The 15954-nt window shown below is 37.6% G+C and carries 19 protein-coding genes; all 19 read right to left on the reverse strand.

The window, feature by feature from the left end; translation table 11 throughout:
• Window positions 1-13: 13 nt before the first annotated feature.
• The 19 genes from FYJ75_RS14585 to FYJ75_RS03460 all read right to left on the reverse strand — a co-directional run bounded on the left by FYJ75_RS14585 (window position 14) and on the right by FYJ75_RS03460 (window position 15435).
• Window positions 14-145: a hypothetical protein gene (locus tag FYJ75_RS14585; RefSeq protein WP_268878577.1), complete on the reverse strand. Its 132-nt coding sequence runs from the start codon at window positions 143-145 to the stop codon at window positions 14-16.
• A gap of 277 nt (window positions 146-422) precedes the next feature.
• The gene (locus FYJ75_RS03375) at window positions 423-638 is read right to left on the reverse strand and encodes a hypothetical protein (RefSeq protein WP_154428846.1); all 216 of its coding nucleotides are present in this window, start codon (window positions 636-638) and stop codon (window positions 423-425) included.
• Between the two features lie 6 nt (window positions 639-644).
• Window positions 645-836 (reverse strand): hypothetical protein, encoded by a 192-nt coding sequence (locus tag FYJ75_RS03380; RefSeq protein ID WP_154428848.1) that lies wholly within the window; start codon window positions 834-836, stop codon window positions 645-647.
• A gap of 16 nt (window positions 837-852) precedes the next feature.
• Window positions 853-1068, reverse strand: a complete 216-nt coding sequence (locus tag FYJ75_RS03385) for a hypothetical protein (RefSeq protein WP_154428850.1) — start codon at window positions 1066-1068, stop codon at window positions 853-855.
• Between the two features lie 2 nt (window positions 1069-1070).
• Window positions 1071-1250 (reverse strand): hypothetical protein, encoded by a 180-nt coding sequence (locus FYJ75_RS03390; RefSeq protein WP_154428852.1) that lies wholly within the window; start codon window positions 1248-1250, stop codon window positions 1071-1073.
• Window positions 1251-1288: 38 nt separating this feature from the next.
• On the reverse strand, window positions 1289-1489 hold the full coding sequence (locus FYJ75_RS03395) for a hypothetical protein (protein WP_154428854.1): 201 nt from the start codon (window positions 1487-1489) through the stop codon (window positions 1289-1291).
• A 475-nt stretch (window positions 1490-1964) separates the two neighbouring features.
• The gene (locus tag FYJ75_RS03400) at window positions 1965-3290 is read right to left on the reverse strand and encodes an IS200/IS605 family accessory protein TnpB-related protein (RefSeq protein ID WP_154428856.1); all 1326 of its coding nucleotides are present in this window, start codon (window positions 3288-3290) and stop codon (window positions 1965-1967) included.
• Window positions 3291-3359: 69 nt separating this feature from the next.
• Window positions 3360-4070 carry a pentapeptide repeat-containing protein gene (locus FYJ75_RS03405; RefSeq protein WP_154428858.1) on the reverse strand — a complete coding sequence of 237 codons (711 nt, stop codon included), beginning with the start codon at window positions 4068-4070 and terminating at the stop codon, window positions 3360-3362.
• Between the two features lie 110 nt (window positions 4071-4180).
• The gene (locus FYJ75_RS03410) at window positions 4181-4765 is read right to left on the reverse strand and encodes a hypothetical protein (RefSeq protein WP_154428860.1); all 585 of its coding nucleotides are present in this window, start codon (window positions 4763-4765) and stop codon (window positions 4181-4183) included.
• A complete protein-coding gene (locus FYJ75_RS03415) occupies window positions 4765-5364 on the reverse strand; it encodes an ImmA/IrrE family metallo-endopeptidase (RefSeq protein ID WP_195838932.1) in 600 nt (199 codons plus the stop codon). The genes FYJ75_RS03410 and FYJ75_RS03415 overlap by 1 nt, the downstream gene beginning before the upstream one ends.
• Before the next feature lie 294 nt (window positions 5365-5658).
• Window positions 5659-6639, reverse strand: coding sequence for a hypothetical protein (locus FYJ75_RS03420; protein ID WP_154428864.1), 981 nt, complete (start codon window positions 6637-6639; stop codon window positions 5659-5661).
• A gap of 188 nt (window positions 6640-6827) precedes the next feature.
• Window positions 6828-8465, reverse strand: coding sequence for an immunoglobulin-like domain-containing protein (locus FYJ75_RS03425; RefSeq protein WP_154428866.1), 1638 nt, complete (start codon window positions 8463-8465; stop codon window positions 6828-6830).
• Between the two features lie 282 nt (window positions 8466-8747).
• Window positions 8748-9998 (reverse strand): HipA domain-containing protein, encoded by a 1251-nt coding sequence (locus tag FYJ75_RS03430; RefSeq protein ID WP_195838933.1) that lies wholly within the window; start codon window positions 9996-9998, stop codon window positions 8748-8750.
• Between the two features lie 2 nt (window positions 9999-10000).
• Complete coding sequence (locus FYJ75_RS03435) at window positions 10001-10222, reverse strand: hypothetical protein (RefSeq protein ID WP_154428870.1); 222 nt, start codon at window positions 10220-10222, stop codon at window positions 10001-10003.
• Between the two features lie 181 nt (window positions 10223-10403).
• Complete coding sequence (locus FYJ75_RS03440) at window positions 10404-10820, reverse strand: hypothetical protein (RefSeq protein WP_154428872.1); 417 nt, start codon at window positions 10818-10820, stop codon at window positions 10404-10406.
• 175 nt (window positions 10821-10995) lie between these two features.
• Window positions 10996-11691, reverse strand: a complete 696-nt coding sequence (locus FYJ75_RS03445) for a tyrosine-type recombinase/integrase (RefSeq protein ID WP_154428874.1) — start codon at window positions 11689-11691, stop codon at window positions 10996-10998.
• A 92-nt stretch (window positions 11692-11783) separates the two neighbouring features.
• Window positions 11784-12668, reverse strand: a complete 885-nt coding sequence (locus tag FYJ75_RS03450; RefSeq protein ID WP_154428876.1) for a DUF5688 family protein — start codon at window positions 12666-12668, stop codon at window positions 11784-11786.
• A 415-nt stretch (window positions 12669-13083) separates the two neighbouring features.
• Complete coding sequence (locus tag FYJ75_RS03455) at window positions 13084-14979, reverse strand: hypothetical protein (protein ID WP_154428878.1); 1896 nt, start codon at window positions 14977-14979, stop codon at window positions 13084-13086.
• 183 nt (window positions 14980-15162) lie between these two features.
• A complete protein-coding gene (locus tag FYJ75_RS03460; protein ID WP_154428880.1) occupies window positions 15163-15435 on the reverse strand; it encodes a hypothetical protein in 273 nt (90 codons plus the stop codon).
• Between the last annotated feature and the right edge of the window lie 519 nt (window positions 15436-15954).

Raw genomic sequence — 15954 nt, forward strand, 5'->3', positions numbered from 1 at the left:
TAAGGGAGATGCTCTAATTTCCTACTTTTATATATTTTCCAGCAGGAGTAATACCTGTTACTTCCGATTCGTATTCATATGAACCATATGGATTGTATACCATCACTCTGGATCCAACTGTAAAATCGCTTTCCAGTGCATTCATCATCTTTCCTCCTGTGCTTTATAATCTGACTATATCTATAATGGGCAAAAATGATAATTTTTGAAAAATAAATGAATATTTCAGAAAAGAATACTATTCCAGGACAGAATGTTGCTGAATAAAGTAGTAAAAGGGACTGAATTATTCAGTCCCTCGGTCTTTTATTCCATGCCATGATCAGCTTTTCTTTGTCATCATCAGATTCCGGCATTATACAGCAGTTTCTTGCAATAAATTGGCAGCTAGGTATTTATACTCCTAACTGCCTTTGCGGTTACTATAAATTTATTGCATTTCCATCTTCATCATATTCAATCGGTGCAATGTGAACTGCATAACCGATTTCTTTTTCTTTGTCGTAAATCTCCATTGTACCACCTGCACAAAATTCAAATGAGAACCGCTTGTCATTCGATTCAATCAGCTTAATCAAGTGATCCGTGAGTTCATTTAAGTTCCGTGCGTCATCTTTTGACTTTTCAATACTTGTCATTTCGCTTCACTCCTTTTCATAAATTTCTAACTTATGTAACAAATCAAACATTGCTACATATCTACCCTGATTCCGTTCTTTGAGTTTATCATTGTCGTTCTGCATTGCATTGTCATAATCTTTATTTACTTTTCTAAATTCCTCTGCAATAATTTCAAGAATTTCATCCTTTGTCTTGCTACATGTATATTTTGCCATTTCCCTTCACTCCTTCCTAAGAAATCTTAGATTCATTAGATCCCAATCTCACTATTTCATCACAATAACTTTCAATGTCATCTGGTTTCTCTTGAATAGCACCAATACTATTTAATCCTGTTACTACATTGATTAACTTCTCATATGCGTCAGCTCCATTTGAAGTTAGATCTCCTTTCTCATCAAAGGGAATGTCTGCTCCAAGTTCTTTTAAAATCTCTTCTAATCCCATTTTTATTTCTCCTTTACTTTATTATCTAACCAATTTTTCGATACACACAATACATCATCCGGATTATCCTCGTTGTCAAACTTAACATAACAACTATCATCGGAAGCCCAATCATCATCTACATATATTCCATATCTTTTTAATCCTCTATGAAATACTCTGTCGTCTTTATTAAATTTCATTTTATTCCTCCAATCTTCTAAAGAAATGCGAATTTCTTTTACAGTTGAATTAATTTATCTTCAATCAATAACTGGTCTAATCGTAAGCTACTTTGTTCAACCACAAGTATATCTTCAAAACCGTTTTCTTCAAGAATTTGCATTGCCTTTTCTGCCTTTTCTTTAGTAGAACACTGTGCAAAACAAGTGCCTTTTAAGTCATCAATTCCATTTACTTCCCAAATTTGCATTCCGTTCATATATTTTTACCTACCTTTCTAATTCAAATGAAACACGCATTTACTTGCTAAATTCTGCCAATGCACACCCTGTACAAAGAAATCTGTCTGCCTTATCATTCATTCGCCTACAAGCTCTACCGTAGTAGCCACATATACAAGGTATTTTGCATTCGTTTTCATCGCTTCCAACTTTATTTTTAATACAGTTTTCTTCAAATGCTTTCTGTTTTTCGTTTGTTATAATCGGGAACATATAACCATCTCCTTATGAAATATCCATTTCTTAATTATGATAAGCGCCAAACATAACTGATATCATAACACTCATGAAATCCTAAATATTATCTTCTCCATTTCCATATTCTGCCCATTGGTCTTTCGTGAAGCCTCACACGACTAAAGTCGCGTGCTTCCCATAAGTGTATCTGCGATACACGTAGCCTTTTTAGAAGGCGGGAACTGCGTTTCCACCATACAGCTTAAACTCAGAAACTTATGCCGCTACGGACACAAGCTCCGCATTTAAGCTAATTAACGTGGAGAACGTGCAGGTGCTTCTCTTACAGCATTGAGGAACTTTTGCCTCAATACGCAACCGTGAATTTTCATCCACGGATTTTAAGATCTCCCGTATGAAATATCTGGCGCCAATGTTGTAGGATGCCGAGAGATCACAGTTATATATTTTCCCATTCTGAAATCTACAGAGTTCATAGGTGTCAAACCCTCCATCCCTGCCACGGGAAACCTTGCCAGAGCCATCGTAGGCAAGTGAAGATGTTCCCCATGCGCAGATATAACTGACACGGATACCCATACGGTGTGCCTTGTTTGTGACTATAGACTGGACTTCCTGACTGCGCCAGAGCTTGATGCGCTGTTTTTTGGAGCCGCGGATCCTGCCAGTCTTGTCGAGGTGTTCGAATACAATGACATCTGCATTGTACGAAACTGCAGTTTCCATGATGAATTCAGCTGTCTTTACAGAAATATCATGGTTGATACCTTTGGCTTTTGCCCACAGTCTTGGAGTCTTATAGTTCCCGTGTTGTTGTGCCTTTTTGATACGGTTTACACTGTGCGTCAGATGGTCTGTTTCTTTCGGAAGCTTGCAAAAATGTCTTCCGAGAATAGTGCCATCGCTCTGCATCACGCTTACCGTAGTGGCAGTGTTTATGCCAAGGTCTACAGCAACGATGGTCTGGTTATGCACACTGGTATTGTTAAGTGTGCATCTTTCCTCAAATGGAAAGTCCAGGAACCATTCTTTACCGCGTTTTTGTAGTGTAGGTGCACACTGCTTGCGGTCACGGCAGTATTTCGCTATGTAGTCCATGTCGGACCTGCGCAGATCCACGGTGATCCAGTCCCATGTATTGCGGGTATATACCTTGATCTGTGCAGTATAATCACCGGTCTGGTTATACATGACCGTCCGGTACATGGACGGATACACATATCCGGCTTTCGGATAGGAAGGCTTCCTGCCGACTGGATTTTTCTTCCAGTCCGCAAGATTGCTTTTGTATGAAAAGACCTTGCCAATGGCTTCATTAATTGCACCACGACGCAAATAGCTTGGCATCTTGTAAAACTTAGCATCGAAATCATATGCCGGGCATGGGTTGTTCTTTGTTGCATGGACCAGGTGCTCAACATATGCAAATCTGTTTCTGCCGGTAAGAGCGGAGACCGGTTCCCAGTTTTCCAGGCAGACAGTGATTAGATAGTCCACAGCATGCCGGTATATGGCAACAGTCTCTTTAAAGATGTTGTTATACTGTTTGATTTTTACACGGTATGTGGTATACATCTGCATACTGCAGACCTCCTTTCTATCTTTCCAAGAGCCGCCTAACTCACGACTAAAGTCACGAGTGTGCGGCGGCTAATTATCAAGCACTTTGAGATAACCGCCTGTTGTTTCATAGGTTGGATGTGCTGCCTTTTCTTGGTCAGTCATATCTTCTTCATACACCCATTCAACAACATTCTTTGGTATCTGATTCATTAAATATCTTGCGTCAGAATATAACCATTCACGATATGTCATATCTGATGGCTTATTGAACAGCATGATCTTCTGTTCTTCTGTATTGAAACAACCAGTATTAAAAGACGATTTGTTCCAGTCCCCAGTGTTCCTGTTCCCGGTGTTCCTGTTCCCAGTGTTCCTGTCCCCGGTGTTTCTGTTCCCAGTGTTCCAGTTCCCAGTGTTCCTGTTCCCAGTGTTCCTGTTCCCAGTGTTCCTGTTCCCGGTGTTTCCGTTCCCGGTGCAATTCTTTCCAATATTGACAATTCGCAACACTTCATCCCACGGGATTTCGCGCACGATTTCCAATTTATCAGTGCATGACTTGTCACCAACTGTCAAAACATTGCCATAAGCAATAACTTCTGCAACCTTATTGCAGCTGTCAAAATCATAATAATTGAAGCAGTCGGCAGCGGTCTGACAGAAGTGCATACCGTGACCACAAATATCAAGTTTTCCTTCTTCTTCAAATTTGCCTGGACAGGTATACTGTTTTCTGTTCTTTCCTGTTGGATTGCAAGACCAATCCGATTGAAACACTTTGTATCCATGTACTTTGCTCATATTCATTTCTCCTTTTTTCTGTTTTGTTTTTTTACAAAAGAAATATGGAATTTAGAAAAGAAAAAAGAATATGAAAGAAAAACCTCCGGTTCAAAGAACCGGAGGGGGAATTATTTATTTGTTACTTCTGGAATATCTTCTATTTCTTCATCAATAATATTATTAGCTTGTTTTTCTATCACACGATCAATTTTATGTTCCATTTCGAACATCGTAGAATCATAGTCTTGAATATTTTTTATAATCGCATTCATATTGTTATCTTCTTCAATGTTGAATAGATACTGTGCAATAATTTTTGGAATTTCAATAAAAGCTACAATAAGTGACACCACTGCGGGGACAACAACCGAAATAGTACTTAAAATCGATTCCAAAGAAATATCACTTACATGATCAAAGTTATTAAATGTATTTATTGAATATTTCATTACGAGTACGAAAATTATAAGGATCGACAATAAAATTCCCATTGTAATTCTGAAAAACCATCGTTTAAAATATAATTTTAACCTTACATTTTCATATAAAGAGTTAACATAAATTTCTAATAGTTCTGAATATTTTCGGCTATGTCTAATGCTTTCTGAACTATGCGTGACTGCACTTTTACTTTTTAGCATCATACTTCTAATCGAAGCATTCGATAATGAATTGGAATTATTTACCCTATGGTACTTTGACTTTAGAGACATTACAATGCAACCTCCAAAATTCTTTTCTCAATTGAGTTAACAGATGTTTGAAAGAATTTTGACAAATACATTAAAATAAAGACATAATTTCCATTTCCTTCCTTTTCAGCCACTTCATATTGATGAATAAAAGATTTTGCAGGCATCATAATCTCAGCAGCAAAAATATTTGCAGTTTTTTCTTTTGCAGAATCATGCATATTTTTTATATAAGTTTCATCGAATGTTATATTTGTGTTATCATAATTTGCATTGCCTAAGTAACCAAACAGGTAATGTCCTAATTCATGAGCTACAACAAATCGTTGATGAAAGAATTCATCTTCTTTGTTCACTAAGATAACTTTATCGAACCCATATCGTTCTTTTGTTTTACCATTTATATGAATATCTCCTGATTTGCCATCGTCCAATTCCCCTTGAAATGTTTTAAACCCAAAGTCTTTTGCTATTCTTATAATTGGAGTTGAACACGCTTCATTATATCCATCTATATTGTTCAAAATTTGTGTTGCAATTTCTGCTATTTCTGCTTCTGTGTATGTATGATGATTTTTATTTTTATTTTTTATTTCATTAATTAATCTTTCGTACTTCATAAATCTACCTCTTGGTAATGTAGCTTTCGAAAAATCAATAATATTGGTCATTTGTACTCCTATGTTATAATTGATATTATTGATTTTATGTTATCTTGTAGTTTTATTGTGTCGAAATGCGCGATGTATTTTCGTGAAATTATCTATTTCTCATATCCATCATACCATTTGTTGCCATATCTGTAAACATCTTACCCCTTCACTTTCCTGCTTTTTCGTATAATAATGGATAAAAAGGAAGATTTTTAAAGAAAACCTCCGGTTCTTTGAACCGGAGGGGAAAATACGTTTTCTTTACTTTTCTGCCTTTTTGGATTCTTTCATGATCTCTTTTAACGATTTGCCCTTGAACGTAAAGTCGTAGATCATGTTGTCCATCGGTTTGTTGCTTTTTCTTTTCAGATTCCGGTTTACACAGTCGATTGCATACAAAGTTCTGAGGAAAGCTTCCATTCTTCCCTTGTCTTTATCTCTCAATGCTTTCATGAGATAATATGCCGGAAGCAGACGTTCCTGCGAAAAAGCAGTTGAAATATAAGTTCCCTGACCATTCAGAGCCTCTCTCATTTCCAAAAGGACGTCGCAAGGGACTCCGTTTACATAAGCAATGAAAAATGCTGCCCGGACTGGAGCATTGCTGTAAAGGGAACCTTTTGAAGCACTTGTTCCAACTTTTTCGTACATTTCGGAAATCTTATCCTGAAATTCTACCAGAAAATCTTCTGTTCCACTGGCAGTTGTAGAATTTGTATAGGTGGGATCATGCATGACTTTGCGCAGGAAATTGACCATGCCGGTTGTTTTTGTTGCGCAAAGTTCATCCATCACCTTTCCTTCCATTCGCAGATTATCCGCGTCTGATCTGCCTTTTCCTCGGTCCATGTTCGGATTTGTCTCTGCGTTCAAAGCAATGATACAGACCTGTGGAATCCCGCACTCGCGAATAGCTGCTAATCTGTGCTGACCATTAATCAGTACTCCATCCGCCCGGAAGCAGATTGCATCATTTCCAAGTGTCCATTTCCCTTTTTTCATCAGGTCCTCATACCCTTTGACGTGATTTGCACTTAATTTTCTGTTGTTGATATTGTTCTGCAGGAATGTTTCTGCCATTTCCGGAGTGATAACTGCTGTATAAGCATTATATCCTTTGCTTTCCTTGATATAATTTTCCTTATAATCGTATGCTGCTGATTTCACCATTTCTTCGATTTTTTCTGGTGCGATTTTTCTTTCATTAATTTCTTCTGTTCTGATTGTTTCTTCCTTGTTCATAAAATTTTTTCTCCTTTTTTTTACTTTGGTGTCTGTGTGGTATTATAAATTTTCCACTTTTTTGTTTATTTGTTTACGTAAATATAATGGATAAAAAGGAAGATTTTTAGAAAATAATTTAAAAAAAGAAAAAGAAAAAAGGAGAAAAGCATAGCACTTTTCTCCTTTTGAATAACTGTAATTATGATTTAATAAATATCAACTTGCCAGAAATAGCAAACTAAATCTCCATTCTGGTATTCACCGTTTGTAGAAAGGTACATAGAGTTATATACGCCGCCAGATTCTCTCTGTCTTGAACATGCTTCTTCCCAAGATCCTGTCAAGAATCGTGAACTTTCGCATCCGCCATAAGAACAATCAATTCCCTGTTCAAGCAGATATTGTCCAATCATATCAGAGTATGTATTATCATCACCGCCACTTGTTCTCCACTGGTTTACTAGCGCATCTACATGCGCTTTCTGATCTCCGTTTAATGCACCATTTGTCGCACTTCCTTTATCGCAAGTAGCAGGTCCCTGAGAAGGTGCGCTCTCCTGCGCCGGAGCACTTGGCTGACTTGGTGCTTCCTGAGCCGGCGCACTGGATTCTCCGCCATTACCGGATGAAGAAGATGCGCTTCCTGCGGATGATCCGCCATTTCCTGCATTTGACGCACTGTTTTTGTTTTTCTTTCCAGAAGATGAACTTCCATTGCCATTGCTGTTGTTTCCTGCCTGAGCGGATGCTTCCGCTGCAGCCTGCTGTTCTTCTACATGCTTCTGATTCATCTCGTTTTTCTTATCAGTTGCTTTGCCTGTACCGGAAGATGTTGTAACTCTCTTTTCGGATGCAGATCCATCTGCAGTGTCTGTGTTATTTACAGTTTCTTCAATGTTTTCTGCAACGGTTACTTTTACAGTGGCAGTACCAGTCAGCCCGTCTGCATCTACTGCTGTGTAGGTAACTTCATAGTCGCCAGGAGTGTTTACATCTACTTTAGAACTGTCTACGGTAACGCCTGCGGTAATGTCATTTCCTGCTCCGTCCACGGCAGATACGCCATTCATGTAATCAACAGATGCACCTTTCTCCACAAGCATATCGGTTGCGCCGTTAATGACTGGAAGATTGCTTACTACAATATGTACGTCCACGTTGGATTTGTTTCCGGAAGCATCCGATAAGATCATGGTATTATCATATTCGCCTGCGGCATCATAGGATACAGCGGCGCGCTCAATTTCCGGAGTTACCACTTCCTTCGCGCCGTTAGAAGCAGTTTTTTCAGTAGATTCCTCTGTCTGTTTTGCTGCTTCGGTATCTTCTGCTTTTTTAGTAGACTCTGCCTTTTCTGTGCTTTCTGCAGCTTCCGTAGCTTTCGTATCTTCTGTTTTCTTTTCGGCTTCTTTTGGATCTTCTCCGGTATAAGCGTGGTCTTTAAATGTAACGCTGACCTTGCCGCTTAATTCGGTGATCGAATCGATCATGTCCTCTGCATAAACTGGCATGTTCACACCCGTTTTGATTTCTGCTTTTGCAGCTGCTTTTGGAGCAGTGGTATCTTCAACATCAATATGAAATGTCTTTTTGGTGTTGCCGATCGAAGCGGCTGCTTCATACTCTCCGACTTTCATGGTATCAACCTTTGAAAAATCAAAGCTGATTTTGTTTAATTCTTTTTCGTCTTTCACATCTACATAAGATGCAGTGTGATTCTCCGGGCTGTCACCTAACTCCAATGTAAAACTGTCATCGGTTAAGGCAAGTTTGTTCCCGCACCCGGTTGTCATGCCTGCGACTGTCATCGCAGTGATTAAAATGATTGCAAGTTTCTTTTTCATTTGCTAGTTCTCCTTTACTGTTTTGATATTATAGCACTTTTTTTACTGTTTTGACAGATATGATTTGTTTCTTACCTGTTTTTTTGTTTCTTTGTTCATTTCTCTATATTTATAATGGACAAGAGGTAGGGTTTTTCGAAAACTATTTTTATTTTTTTTTGAGATTGTTTGTTCTCTTAACCGCTTACAGACATATAATGGATAAAATCTCGTTTTTTTTGAAAAATATTTGAAAAAGATGCTGATTACAGAAAAAGATCCGGTCGCGTGCGACCGGATTAATTAATAATCATCAGCTGGATCGAAACCATCTATATCAGAAAGTTCAGCTAACTCATCTCGATTTGGATTGATTATACTTTCTTCAAGGATTTTTTCTTCTGGTAAAGTAAATGGACTATTAATCATTGTCCCAGAGAAAAATTCATTTCCGAAATTTTCACCAATAAATACAAACAGATCTTCCGATACAAATGCTTTCTCTAACTGACTACATCCTTCTAATGAGTTTTCAGAAAGATTTAACATATCATTATCTGAAAAGGTTATACTTTTGACTAATGATTTTTCTGTTTGTGTTAAATTACTTAATTCAGAAAAACGAATTTCTTTTAGTTTTTGGGAAATATCTCGGTATGGTTCCAAAATTATTTGTTCATACCTTGCATCTACCATTGTCTTATAAAATAGCTTCCGAATATCTGAAATTTCCCCGCAATTGTCAATTACATCGTGTATTTTATCAATATCAATTTTAGGAAATACACGAATCAGAGCATCTGTGCAATCTTGATTTTGAAAAGAAGATATATAGTCTTTATAAGAAACTTTTTCTTTATTCTCATCTTGCAATGCTGCTTTAGGAAATGTATCAATTCTTTTCTGAATTTCTGATTGATTATTTATAATATCTAATAATTTGTCGTCAGATAATTGAGGATATAGACTGGAGCCACAATCATAAACTGGAGCCAACTCAATCTCTTTTGTGACATTATCAATTAAATAACCCCAATTGTTCGCATGTCGATCGAAATTTCCTAATAATCCATCTGCAATAAACAAATCCCAATATGATTCAATTGCTTTTTCCCCAAATTCTTTTGAAAAATATGGATTATCATGCTGCATTATTTCATAAATATCTGTTAATCGTGGTGTTTTAGGTGGCTTTGATGTTAATACTGCATTTTCAATTGTTTTAAATTCTACAAGCGATTTCCCGTCTGGAATAAAATTTTTACATGCAACAACCGGATATGTTCGTTCTATACCTTTTGATGAAATCATTGTAATCTCGCCTAACAAAGTGTCTTGTACTGTAAAACCCATTGTTTTAAGAATTGAACATCCAATATGTTCTGAAAAAGCACTGTTTGTATATGAACTATTTAACGGATTGCGTTTTTCTTCTGGAATACGGTCTGATAGTTTCAGCATGTAACGATTCCCATTATAAATAATAGGTCTTTTTTTATCTGATCCTCCGTAAGTTGTTGTCAAGTCTACTTCACAGTTTGTAAAATCGATCATTTTCAGCATCTCCTTCTGCAATAGTATGTGATGATTTCCTCTGCCTGATCTTCCGTTAATCCGCCGTCATAGTCGGTAACTCCATGTGCAGAACTTCGAACTTCGTCTTGCAGGCAATCGATATAAGACACATTATTTTTTACTCCTTCTTCTAATGCGTCTATATCTTTTTGAAGCATTTCTGGAATTTTATAACTTGTTTTTAATTGTTTGAATTCAGACATGGCTTTTCCTCCCTTTTCTCTTATCATATCATTTAAGAAAAAACATGACAAGATTTGCAAATTGACAAAGTTTTCTTGTTATTATAATGGCTAATCTTGTCAAAAGATAAAACTTTTCCGTCCGTTTCATCAAACATGATTGTTCCGCAGACATCATTACGATGCATCAAATAATATTTTGTCATAGTTTTTCGTCAACCTCCTTCTGCATAATATAATAGTCAATAATCATTTCTGTCATATTGGTAAATGATTTATAGAAACGGGCCTGGTTATATTTTCCTACATCAATAATTTTTTCATTTTCTCCATCTTTTATATGCAGAGCAATACCATTTTCCGTTGGCTCCCATTTATATTTTATTTTTCGATATGTTCCAGATTTATTGACAATTAATGATTCTTCGTTAAGAAGTTCTTCCAGACAGCAGTCAAAATACAGTGTTAATTTATAAACCATTCCTGCTGCGCATTTATTTATATCTATTTTTTCATTCATAAGTTCTGATAAAGACGTATACGGAATGCCGGTCTCTTTGCTTATCTGATAAATCGACTTACCACTTTCTTTTACTAACTTGATAAATTTTTCATTCATACTATCACCCTTTTATATTATAACGTTATAACGTTATAATTTCAATAAAGGTTTTCAATAAAATATTTTTCTTTGTACTTTGAGTATGGATTCCAGAAAAAATAAAAAGTACGACAAATAAGCCAGGGAGCATATACTCTCTGACCATGAATCCTGCAAGCTCCCTGGCGGATTGCTACGCAATATTTCCCAGTTTTCGGTACTCTGCCTGCATTTGATCTGGACTGTTCTTAACATACGTCATGACGGTGTTCAGATTGGAGTGTCCAAGAAGATCGGCGCACATATCGATTGGCATTCCATTCTTGTGCCATAAGGTAGCCCCCGTCGCGCGCATCAAATGCGGATGGATATGAATACCCGTTTTTTTACCGATCATTGTTAAGACATCTTCAATTGCTCTCGGAGAAAGGTTTTTATATGGCGCGCGGCTGCTTGCGAATAACGGGATATTTGAGATATTTGTGCTGTCGCAAGCATAAATATTCACGTCTTTTCTGGTTTTCATATATTCTCTTAATCGGATCTTTGTTCTGCCGGTGAAATATACGAATCTTTCCTTATTCCCTTTTCCCAGTGCTTTTACGGTCATTTTGTCAAAATCGATATCGGATAATTTAATATTTGAAATTTCGCTGACTCGCAATCCAGTATCAATCATGAATAACAGCATTGCATAATTCCGGATACGGTTTCTGCCATATTTTTCGCAGCCTATCTTTATTTCTTCAATCTCTGTTTCGTTCAGAGGACGTTTTATGGTCTTTTTATATTTGATCCGGTCTATCTGAAGCATCGGGTTTTCCGCAATTCTTTTATTCCGGAAAAGATAGTCAAATACCGAAGAGAGGCAACGCCTTTTCCCGTCCATCGTAGAGCCTTTTATCTCTTTCCCCTCTGGATTCTTATTCGGATTTGCATATTCAACAAGAAAATAGCGGATATCTTCTGTTGTGATCAGGTTTAAGCATCTACAACACGAATCTTCTTTTCTACTTTGTTATATAAATATAGATGATCGGATAAAAAATCATCAGAACAAGGAATGCCACTTGCCAGTGCTTTTGCGAATGTCATAATTGGTATTTTGTCCTCTTCATCAGCAGGCATAATCAGCAATTCATGAATACTTTGAGGCAAAATGTAAAGATTGCTTTTCAAGAAATCAGAGAGTCCCCTTAAAACATCCATTGACGCAATTGCTGCTCCGCCGTATATACCAGTTTTATTCCGGATCAAGTAAGTGGGAACCTTCTTATCTTCATTTAACGGAATTGCCCGATATGTATTCAGGTCACAGTTTTTCGCATAATCAAATAATTCATTCACAGATAATCCCATAATATTAAGTAATCTGTTATCGATAATGATACTTCTATTCCCGGTACATCCATTTTGAATTAATCTTGAAATATTTATTCTGCAAATAAAAGATAAATCAAGAAGCTCTATTTTGGGAACGCTATCAAGAAATATTTTGTTTCTTTCTGAGTTTACTGCTTCCAGATACAAATTTTCTTTTATATAATCTCTATTTGAGATACGATTTTTGAAGTTATTAAGGATCACATCCGTGATATCACCTATTGCACGATAATAATGGCAAGTTATTCTTTCTGCAAAAATCGGGATACTGATATGCTTTAGTACAGTTGCATCAAATTTTACAATCGGTGATTCTTCCGCATTTGGATTTATAAATATAACAGCATATTCGTTCTGTACGTCTTGGGGAGAGAAGATGATTTTGGGACACACTATAGTCTCGCCTCGCAAAGATAAATTAACTGAGATTGCTGCTTCTATCGACTGTCTCTGTTCATTAGATATATAAATCGTTTTTTTCATTTCAAAAACCTCCTTTTTTCTTTATAATGGGCAAAGAAAATGAAAATTTGAAAAATAATTTGTATTTTTAAGCAAGAAAAAAGATTACTCTATATCATTACATGAAACATAAATGATATCCTATACTCCTTATGGTGAATTGAACTTTGAAATTTGTTTTTTTCAATCCATGGGAACGTTTAACATGACATGTAATCCAACGTCTTTTCAGCACACGATAAAACGAAGATGTGGGATTATGCAGGGGGGGAATGTAAGGAAAAAGGTACTTATATTGTTGTCCCCATGATGGTATAGCCGGTGGAAAAACTGTTGCGCCGTGACTGTGAAGGAGCATGACCGTGAAGCCTGTTTTTCAAAAGAAGTCCATAGTTTTATGTAGGACAGATCGCATCTGCACGCCAGGACGCCAAAGCTAAGATGTAGCAGGGCGAAAGGTCAAGGCGTCCTTCATAGCGGCTACCACCCAGGGTGCAAAGTCGGGATCTGCAGGGGCATTCCCTGGGCTTTCGCCAGTGGCAGTCTCCGTCGTCCCCGTCATGGCACCGTAGTGCTCTGCACTTATAATACTATATAATCTTAATTTTTGGCACTCATTGAAATAATACGCCCAATCCGGCTCAAGTTCTTGATTTACAAGGCTTTCCGAGACTGAGACTTCATCTTTCTTTTCTGCATTTTCTTCGTTCACCAGAATGGCCATCTCTTTTCTCATTCTTTTTGCCAGTTTCATGGCAGCACGAACAGAGCTGTCTCCCATGACAGCTTTTAAATCTCTTCTTATGGTGTTAACTGCGATCTGAAGCGCATCAGCGATCTCCTTTAATGTCATTCCCTGATCCATGCATTTCCGTACACGTTTCCGGCGGGCAAGGATCTGTGTGCTTTTCGTTTCTTTTCCGGACTGCTGCAGTCTTTTCATGTAATATCGGTGGTTAATCTCTTTCCGATTCTGCTCTGATTTTGTACGCTTCTTACGGCTTCCGGTAAACGCATAGTATTGATCCGGTGTGATCCCGATCTTGGCGCAGAAGGACTCTGTAGTGAGCTTATAACCGGTGGTCTTGAAGTAAGTCTCCCCGGATCTGGTCGCACGAACTGCTTCAGATCGGGAAAGCGGCTCAGAAAAGAACTGATTCAGGCTCAATACGCATTCTAACGCTTCTTTCGGATCCCCGTATACCTGGCAGGCATAATATCGGCAAAGAAAAAGCATTATCTCACGCCTACCGGTCTGATCCGGATCGGACTGCACGCATGCAAACAAGACATCCAAACGATTCCGATACATTTTGGAATAGGAATCTGCACTGCATGTCTCTGATGCCTTCGGCAGCGTCAGTGATGATGAATTGATCTGTTCTGTGTTTTCTTTCTTTTTTGTCTCTTTTGGTAATTTTGCGCTATATCTTTGAATGAACTGATCTGCTTCATAAGCCCATCTGGTGTTCTTCGGAAGCTTGACCTCCAGCTTTTTTGCCAGAGCTTCGCAGTAAGCACGCTGCTTGTCCGATGCTTGTCCGTAGTATATATGAAAGAATTTCGTTTTGTTCTTTTTTATAAATTTTTGTACGCTGCGCTTGTCGTAATAATCCGGTCCGTAACCAAGCGTTTCTTCCATGGAATCAAGGAAAGCAAACTGCTTGTCTGTGGCGTCCTTGCCATTTAAAGCGACATCAATATCATACAATGTATATGTAAGTTCTGGCAGGTTTCGAATAATATTGACTCGTGCATTTGCTACGGAATTCATTGTGCCTGGCACACGGAGCAGCCGGGCCGGATCTTCACAGATGCCAAGATCTGCATCGAACTCTTTCAGACGTTCGTTCAAGGTACGGTTTAATCGCTTCCAGCGTTTCAATGCTTTTATGGATTCATAAGGCCTTGCTGTTGTATCGTGACTGGATGTCAGTTTCCATAAAAGGTAAAAGCCCCGTCCGGAAGATACCACAACCGTTGGATGCGGTATTTCCTCATCGTGCAGTGAGCATAAGATCACTTCACTAACCTCTTCTGTAGTCATGTGATCGTATTTTGTGGATCCGTTATGAAAGAGATCCAGATCGGCGAACAGCCAGCTTAGACCGATGACGTTTTTCGAACAGCGTTTGGACATGTTGCGGATCGGATTAACAGAAAAATAGTAATCTTCTTTTTGAGTCACATCCATTTGATCCAGAATCGCCGTACTTACGTTCGAACTGCGGGTAGTTTTCCGTTCAAATGCGCCTACGTGAGTATCTTTTTCGTAGTAAGTGCTGAAAAAGTGCTTATTTAATTTACTTGGTGTATATAAGATGTTGTTCATGTGTGGTCCCCCTTAAAAATATGGCAAACAAAACCACACACTAATGTGATGTTAATCCTACAATCGCCTCCATATCTATAAATAGATAAATCCATTCAAAATATGGCGTTAGATTAAAAAAAAAGATGTACCGTCCTGATACATCTTTTTTATTTCTTTATAGGAAAGATCGCCTTTGGCGTTCTACAAAAACAAATGTGCACTTCCTCTTCCCAAACTGTCCATATATAACTCGCATTTCTCTTTCAAGAAACTATCTCGCTTTGTTTTTTCTTTCTCATTTAAACATTCTCGAAGTGGAATAAAGATTTCTTTCTTTCCTGTTTTTTGTGCTAACTTTTTTGCGTTTTGAAATATTCTATTTTTTTCTATTTGTGTTTTGTAATCATTAAAATTACATATTTCAATAGATTTTTTCCGAATTCTCAATCCTTTTTCATCTTCTTTTTGAACCATATCGTATATCCTCCATTTAATTATTATTTTTATTTCAGATATAATATGGTTTGTGCAAATAAAAAAAGACGCATCATTTCGATACGCCTTAAATTCATCTTTTTCAATTTTCATCCCCATAGTTCTGAACGAAACACCCAAATCAACATCTGTACTAACTTTACCTTTCTTTTTCGTAATGGTTAAATTTAACCAACTTTAACCATTTAGGATTCCGTTCAAAAACATATAAAAACAGTATTCTTTTCTCAACACCTCCGGGTTCGATTCCCGTACGAACTGCTGACTGTTATTTTTATAAACAGCCCAACCCGAGGAAACATCGCAGATTGCGGTGTTTTTTTATTTTATCCGTAATTACAAAAGAACCGGACAAATGTCCGGTTCTTTTGTATGTGCGCCTTGCGGCGCACGTCGCTAATGGATGAAAGTTCCTAATCCGCCCTAGTAGTGGGAAGGATACAGCCAAGACCAAGGGTGTCCTGTTCATAGCAAGACTATGATTAACGTGAGGGGAAT

This window comes from Roseburia porci (assembly GCF_009695765.1).
Classification (GTDB): Bacteria; Bacillota; Clostridia; order Lachnospirales; family Lachnospiraceae; genus Roseburia; species Roseburia porci.

What these genes read in the sequence shown, in the direction of transcription:
- FYJ75_RS03430 (WP_195838933.1), bottom strand. Translation starts at nt 9,998, where the DNA reads ATGATCGATTTTACAAACTGTGAAGTAGACTTGACAACAACTTACGGA.
- FYJ75_RS03380 (WP_154428848.1), bottom strand. Translation starts at nt 836, where the DNA reads ATGGCAAAATATACATGTAGCAAGACAAAGGATGAAATTCTTGAAATT.
- FYJ75_RS03460 (WP_154428880.1), bottom strand. Translation starts at nt 15,435, where the DNA reads ATGGTTCAAAAAGAAGATGAAAAAGGATTGAGAATTCGGAAAAAATCT.
- FYJ75_RS03410 (WP_154428860.1), bottom strand. Translation starts at nt 4,765, where the DNA reads ATGTCTCTAAAGTCAAAGTACCATAGGGTAAATAATTCCAATTCATTA.
- FYJ75_RS03390 (WP_154428852.1), bottom strand. Translation starts at nt 1,250, where the DNA reads ATGAAATTTAATAAAGACGACAGAGTATTTCATAGAGGATTAAAAAGA.
- FYJ75_RS03395 (WP_154428854.1), bottom strand. Translation starts at nt 1,489, where the DNA reads ATGAACGGAATGCAAATTTGGGAAGTAAATGGAATTGATGACTTAAAA.
- FYJ75_RS03385 (WP_154428850.1), bottom strand. Translation starts at nt 1,068, where the DNA reads ATGGGATTAGAAGAGATTTTAAAAGAACTTGGAGCAGACATTCCCTTT.
- FYJ75_RS03400 (WP_154428856.1), bottom strand. Translation starts at nt 3,290, where the DNA reads ATGCAGATGTATACCACATACCGTGTAAAAATCAAACAGTATAACAAC.
- FYJ75_RS03450 (WP_154428876.1), bottom strand. Translation starts at nt 12,668, where the DNA reads ATGAAAAAAACGATTTATATATCTAATGAACAGAGACAGTCGATAGAA.
- FYJ75_RS03405 (WP_154428858.1), bottom strand. Translation starts at nt 4,070, where the DNA reads ATGAGCAAAGTACATGGATACAAAGTGTTTCAATCGGATTGGTCTTGC.
- FYJ75_RS03415 (WP_195838932.1), bottom strand. Translation starts at nt 5,364, where the DNA reads ATGAAGTACGAAAGATTAATTAATGAAATAAAAAATAAAAATAAAAAT.
- FYJ75_RS03445 (WP_154428874.1), bottom strand. Translation starts at nt 11,691, where the DNA reads ATGGACGGGAAAAGGCGTTGCCTCTCTTCGGTATTTGACTATCTTTTC.
- FYJ75_RS03425 (WP_154428866.1), bottom strand. Translation starts at nt 8,465, where the DNA reads ATGAAAAAGAAACTTGCAATCATTTTAATCACTGCGATGACAGTCGCA.
- FYJ75_RS03420 (WP_154428864.1), bottom strand. Translation starts at nt 6,639, where the DNA reads ATGAACAAGGAAGAAACAATCAGAACAGAAGAAATTAATGAAAGAAAA.
- FYJ75_RS03375 (WP_154428846.1), bottom strand. Translation starts at nt 638, where the DNA reads ATGACAAGTATTGAAAAGTCAAAAGATGACGCACGGAACTTAAATGAA.
- FYJ75_RS03455 (WP_154428878.1), bottom strand. Translation starts at nt 14,979, where the DNA reads ATGAACAACATCTTATATACACCAAGTAAATTAAATAAGCACTTTTTC.
- FYJ75_RS14585 (WP_268878577.1), bottom strand. Translation starts at nt 145, where the DNA reads ATGAATGCACTGGAAAGCGATTTTACAGTTGGATCCAGAGTGATGGTA.
- FYJ75_RS03435 (WP_154428870.1), bottom strand. Translation starts at nt 10,222, where the DNA reads ATGTCTGAATTCAAACAATTAAAAACAAGTTATAAAATTCCAGAAATG.
- FYJ75_RS03440 (WP_154428872.1), bottom strand. Translation starts at nt 10,820, where the DNA reads ATGAATGAAAAATTTATCAAGTTAGTAAAAGAAAGTGGTAAGTCGATT.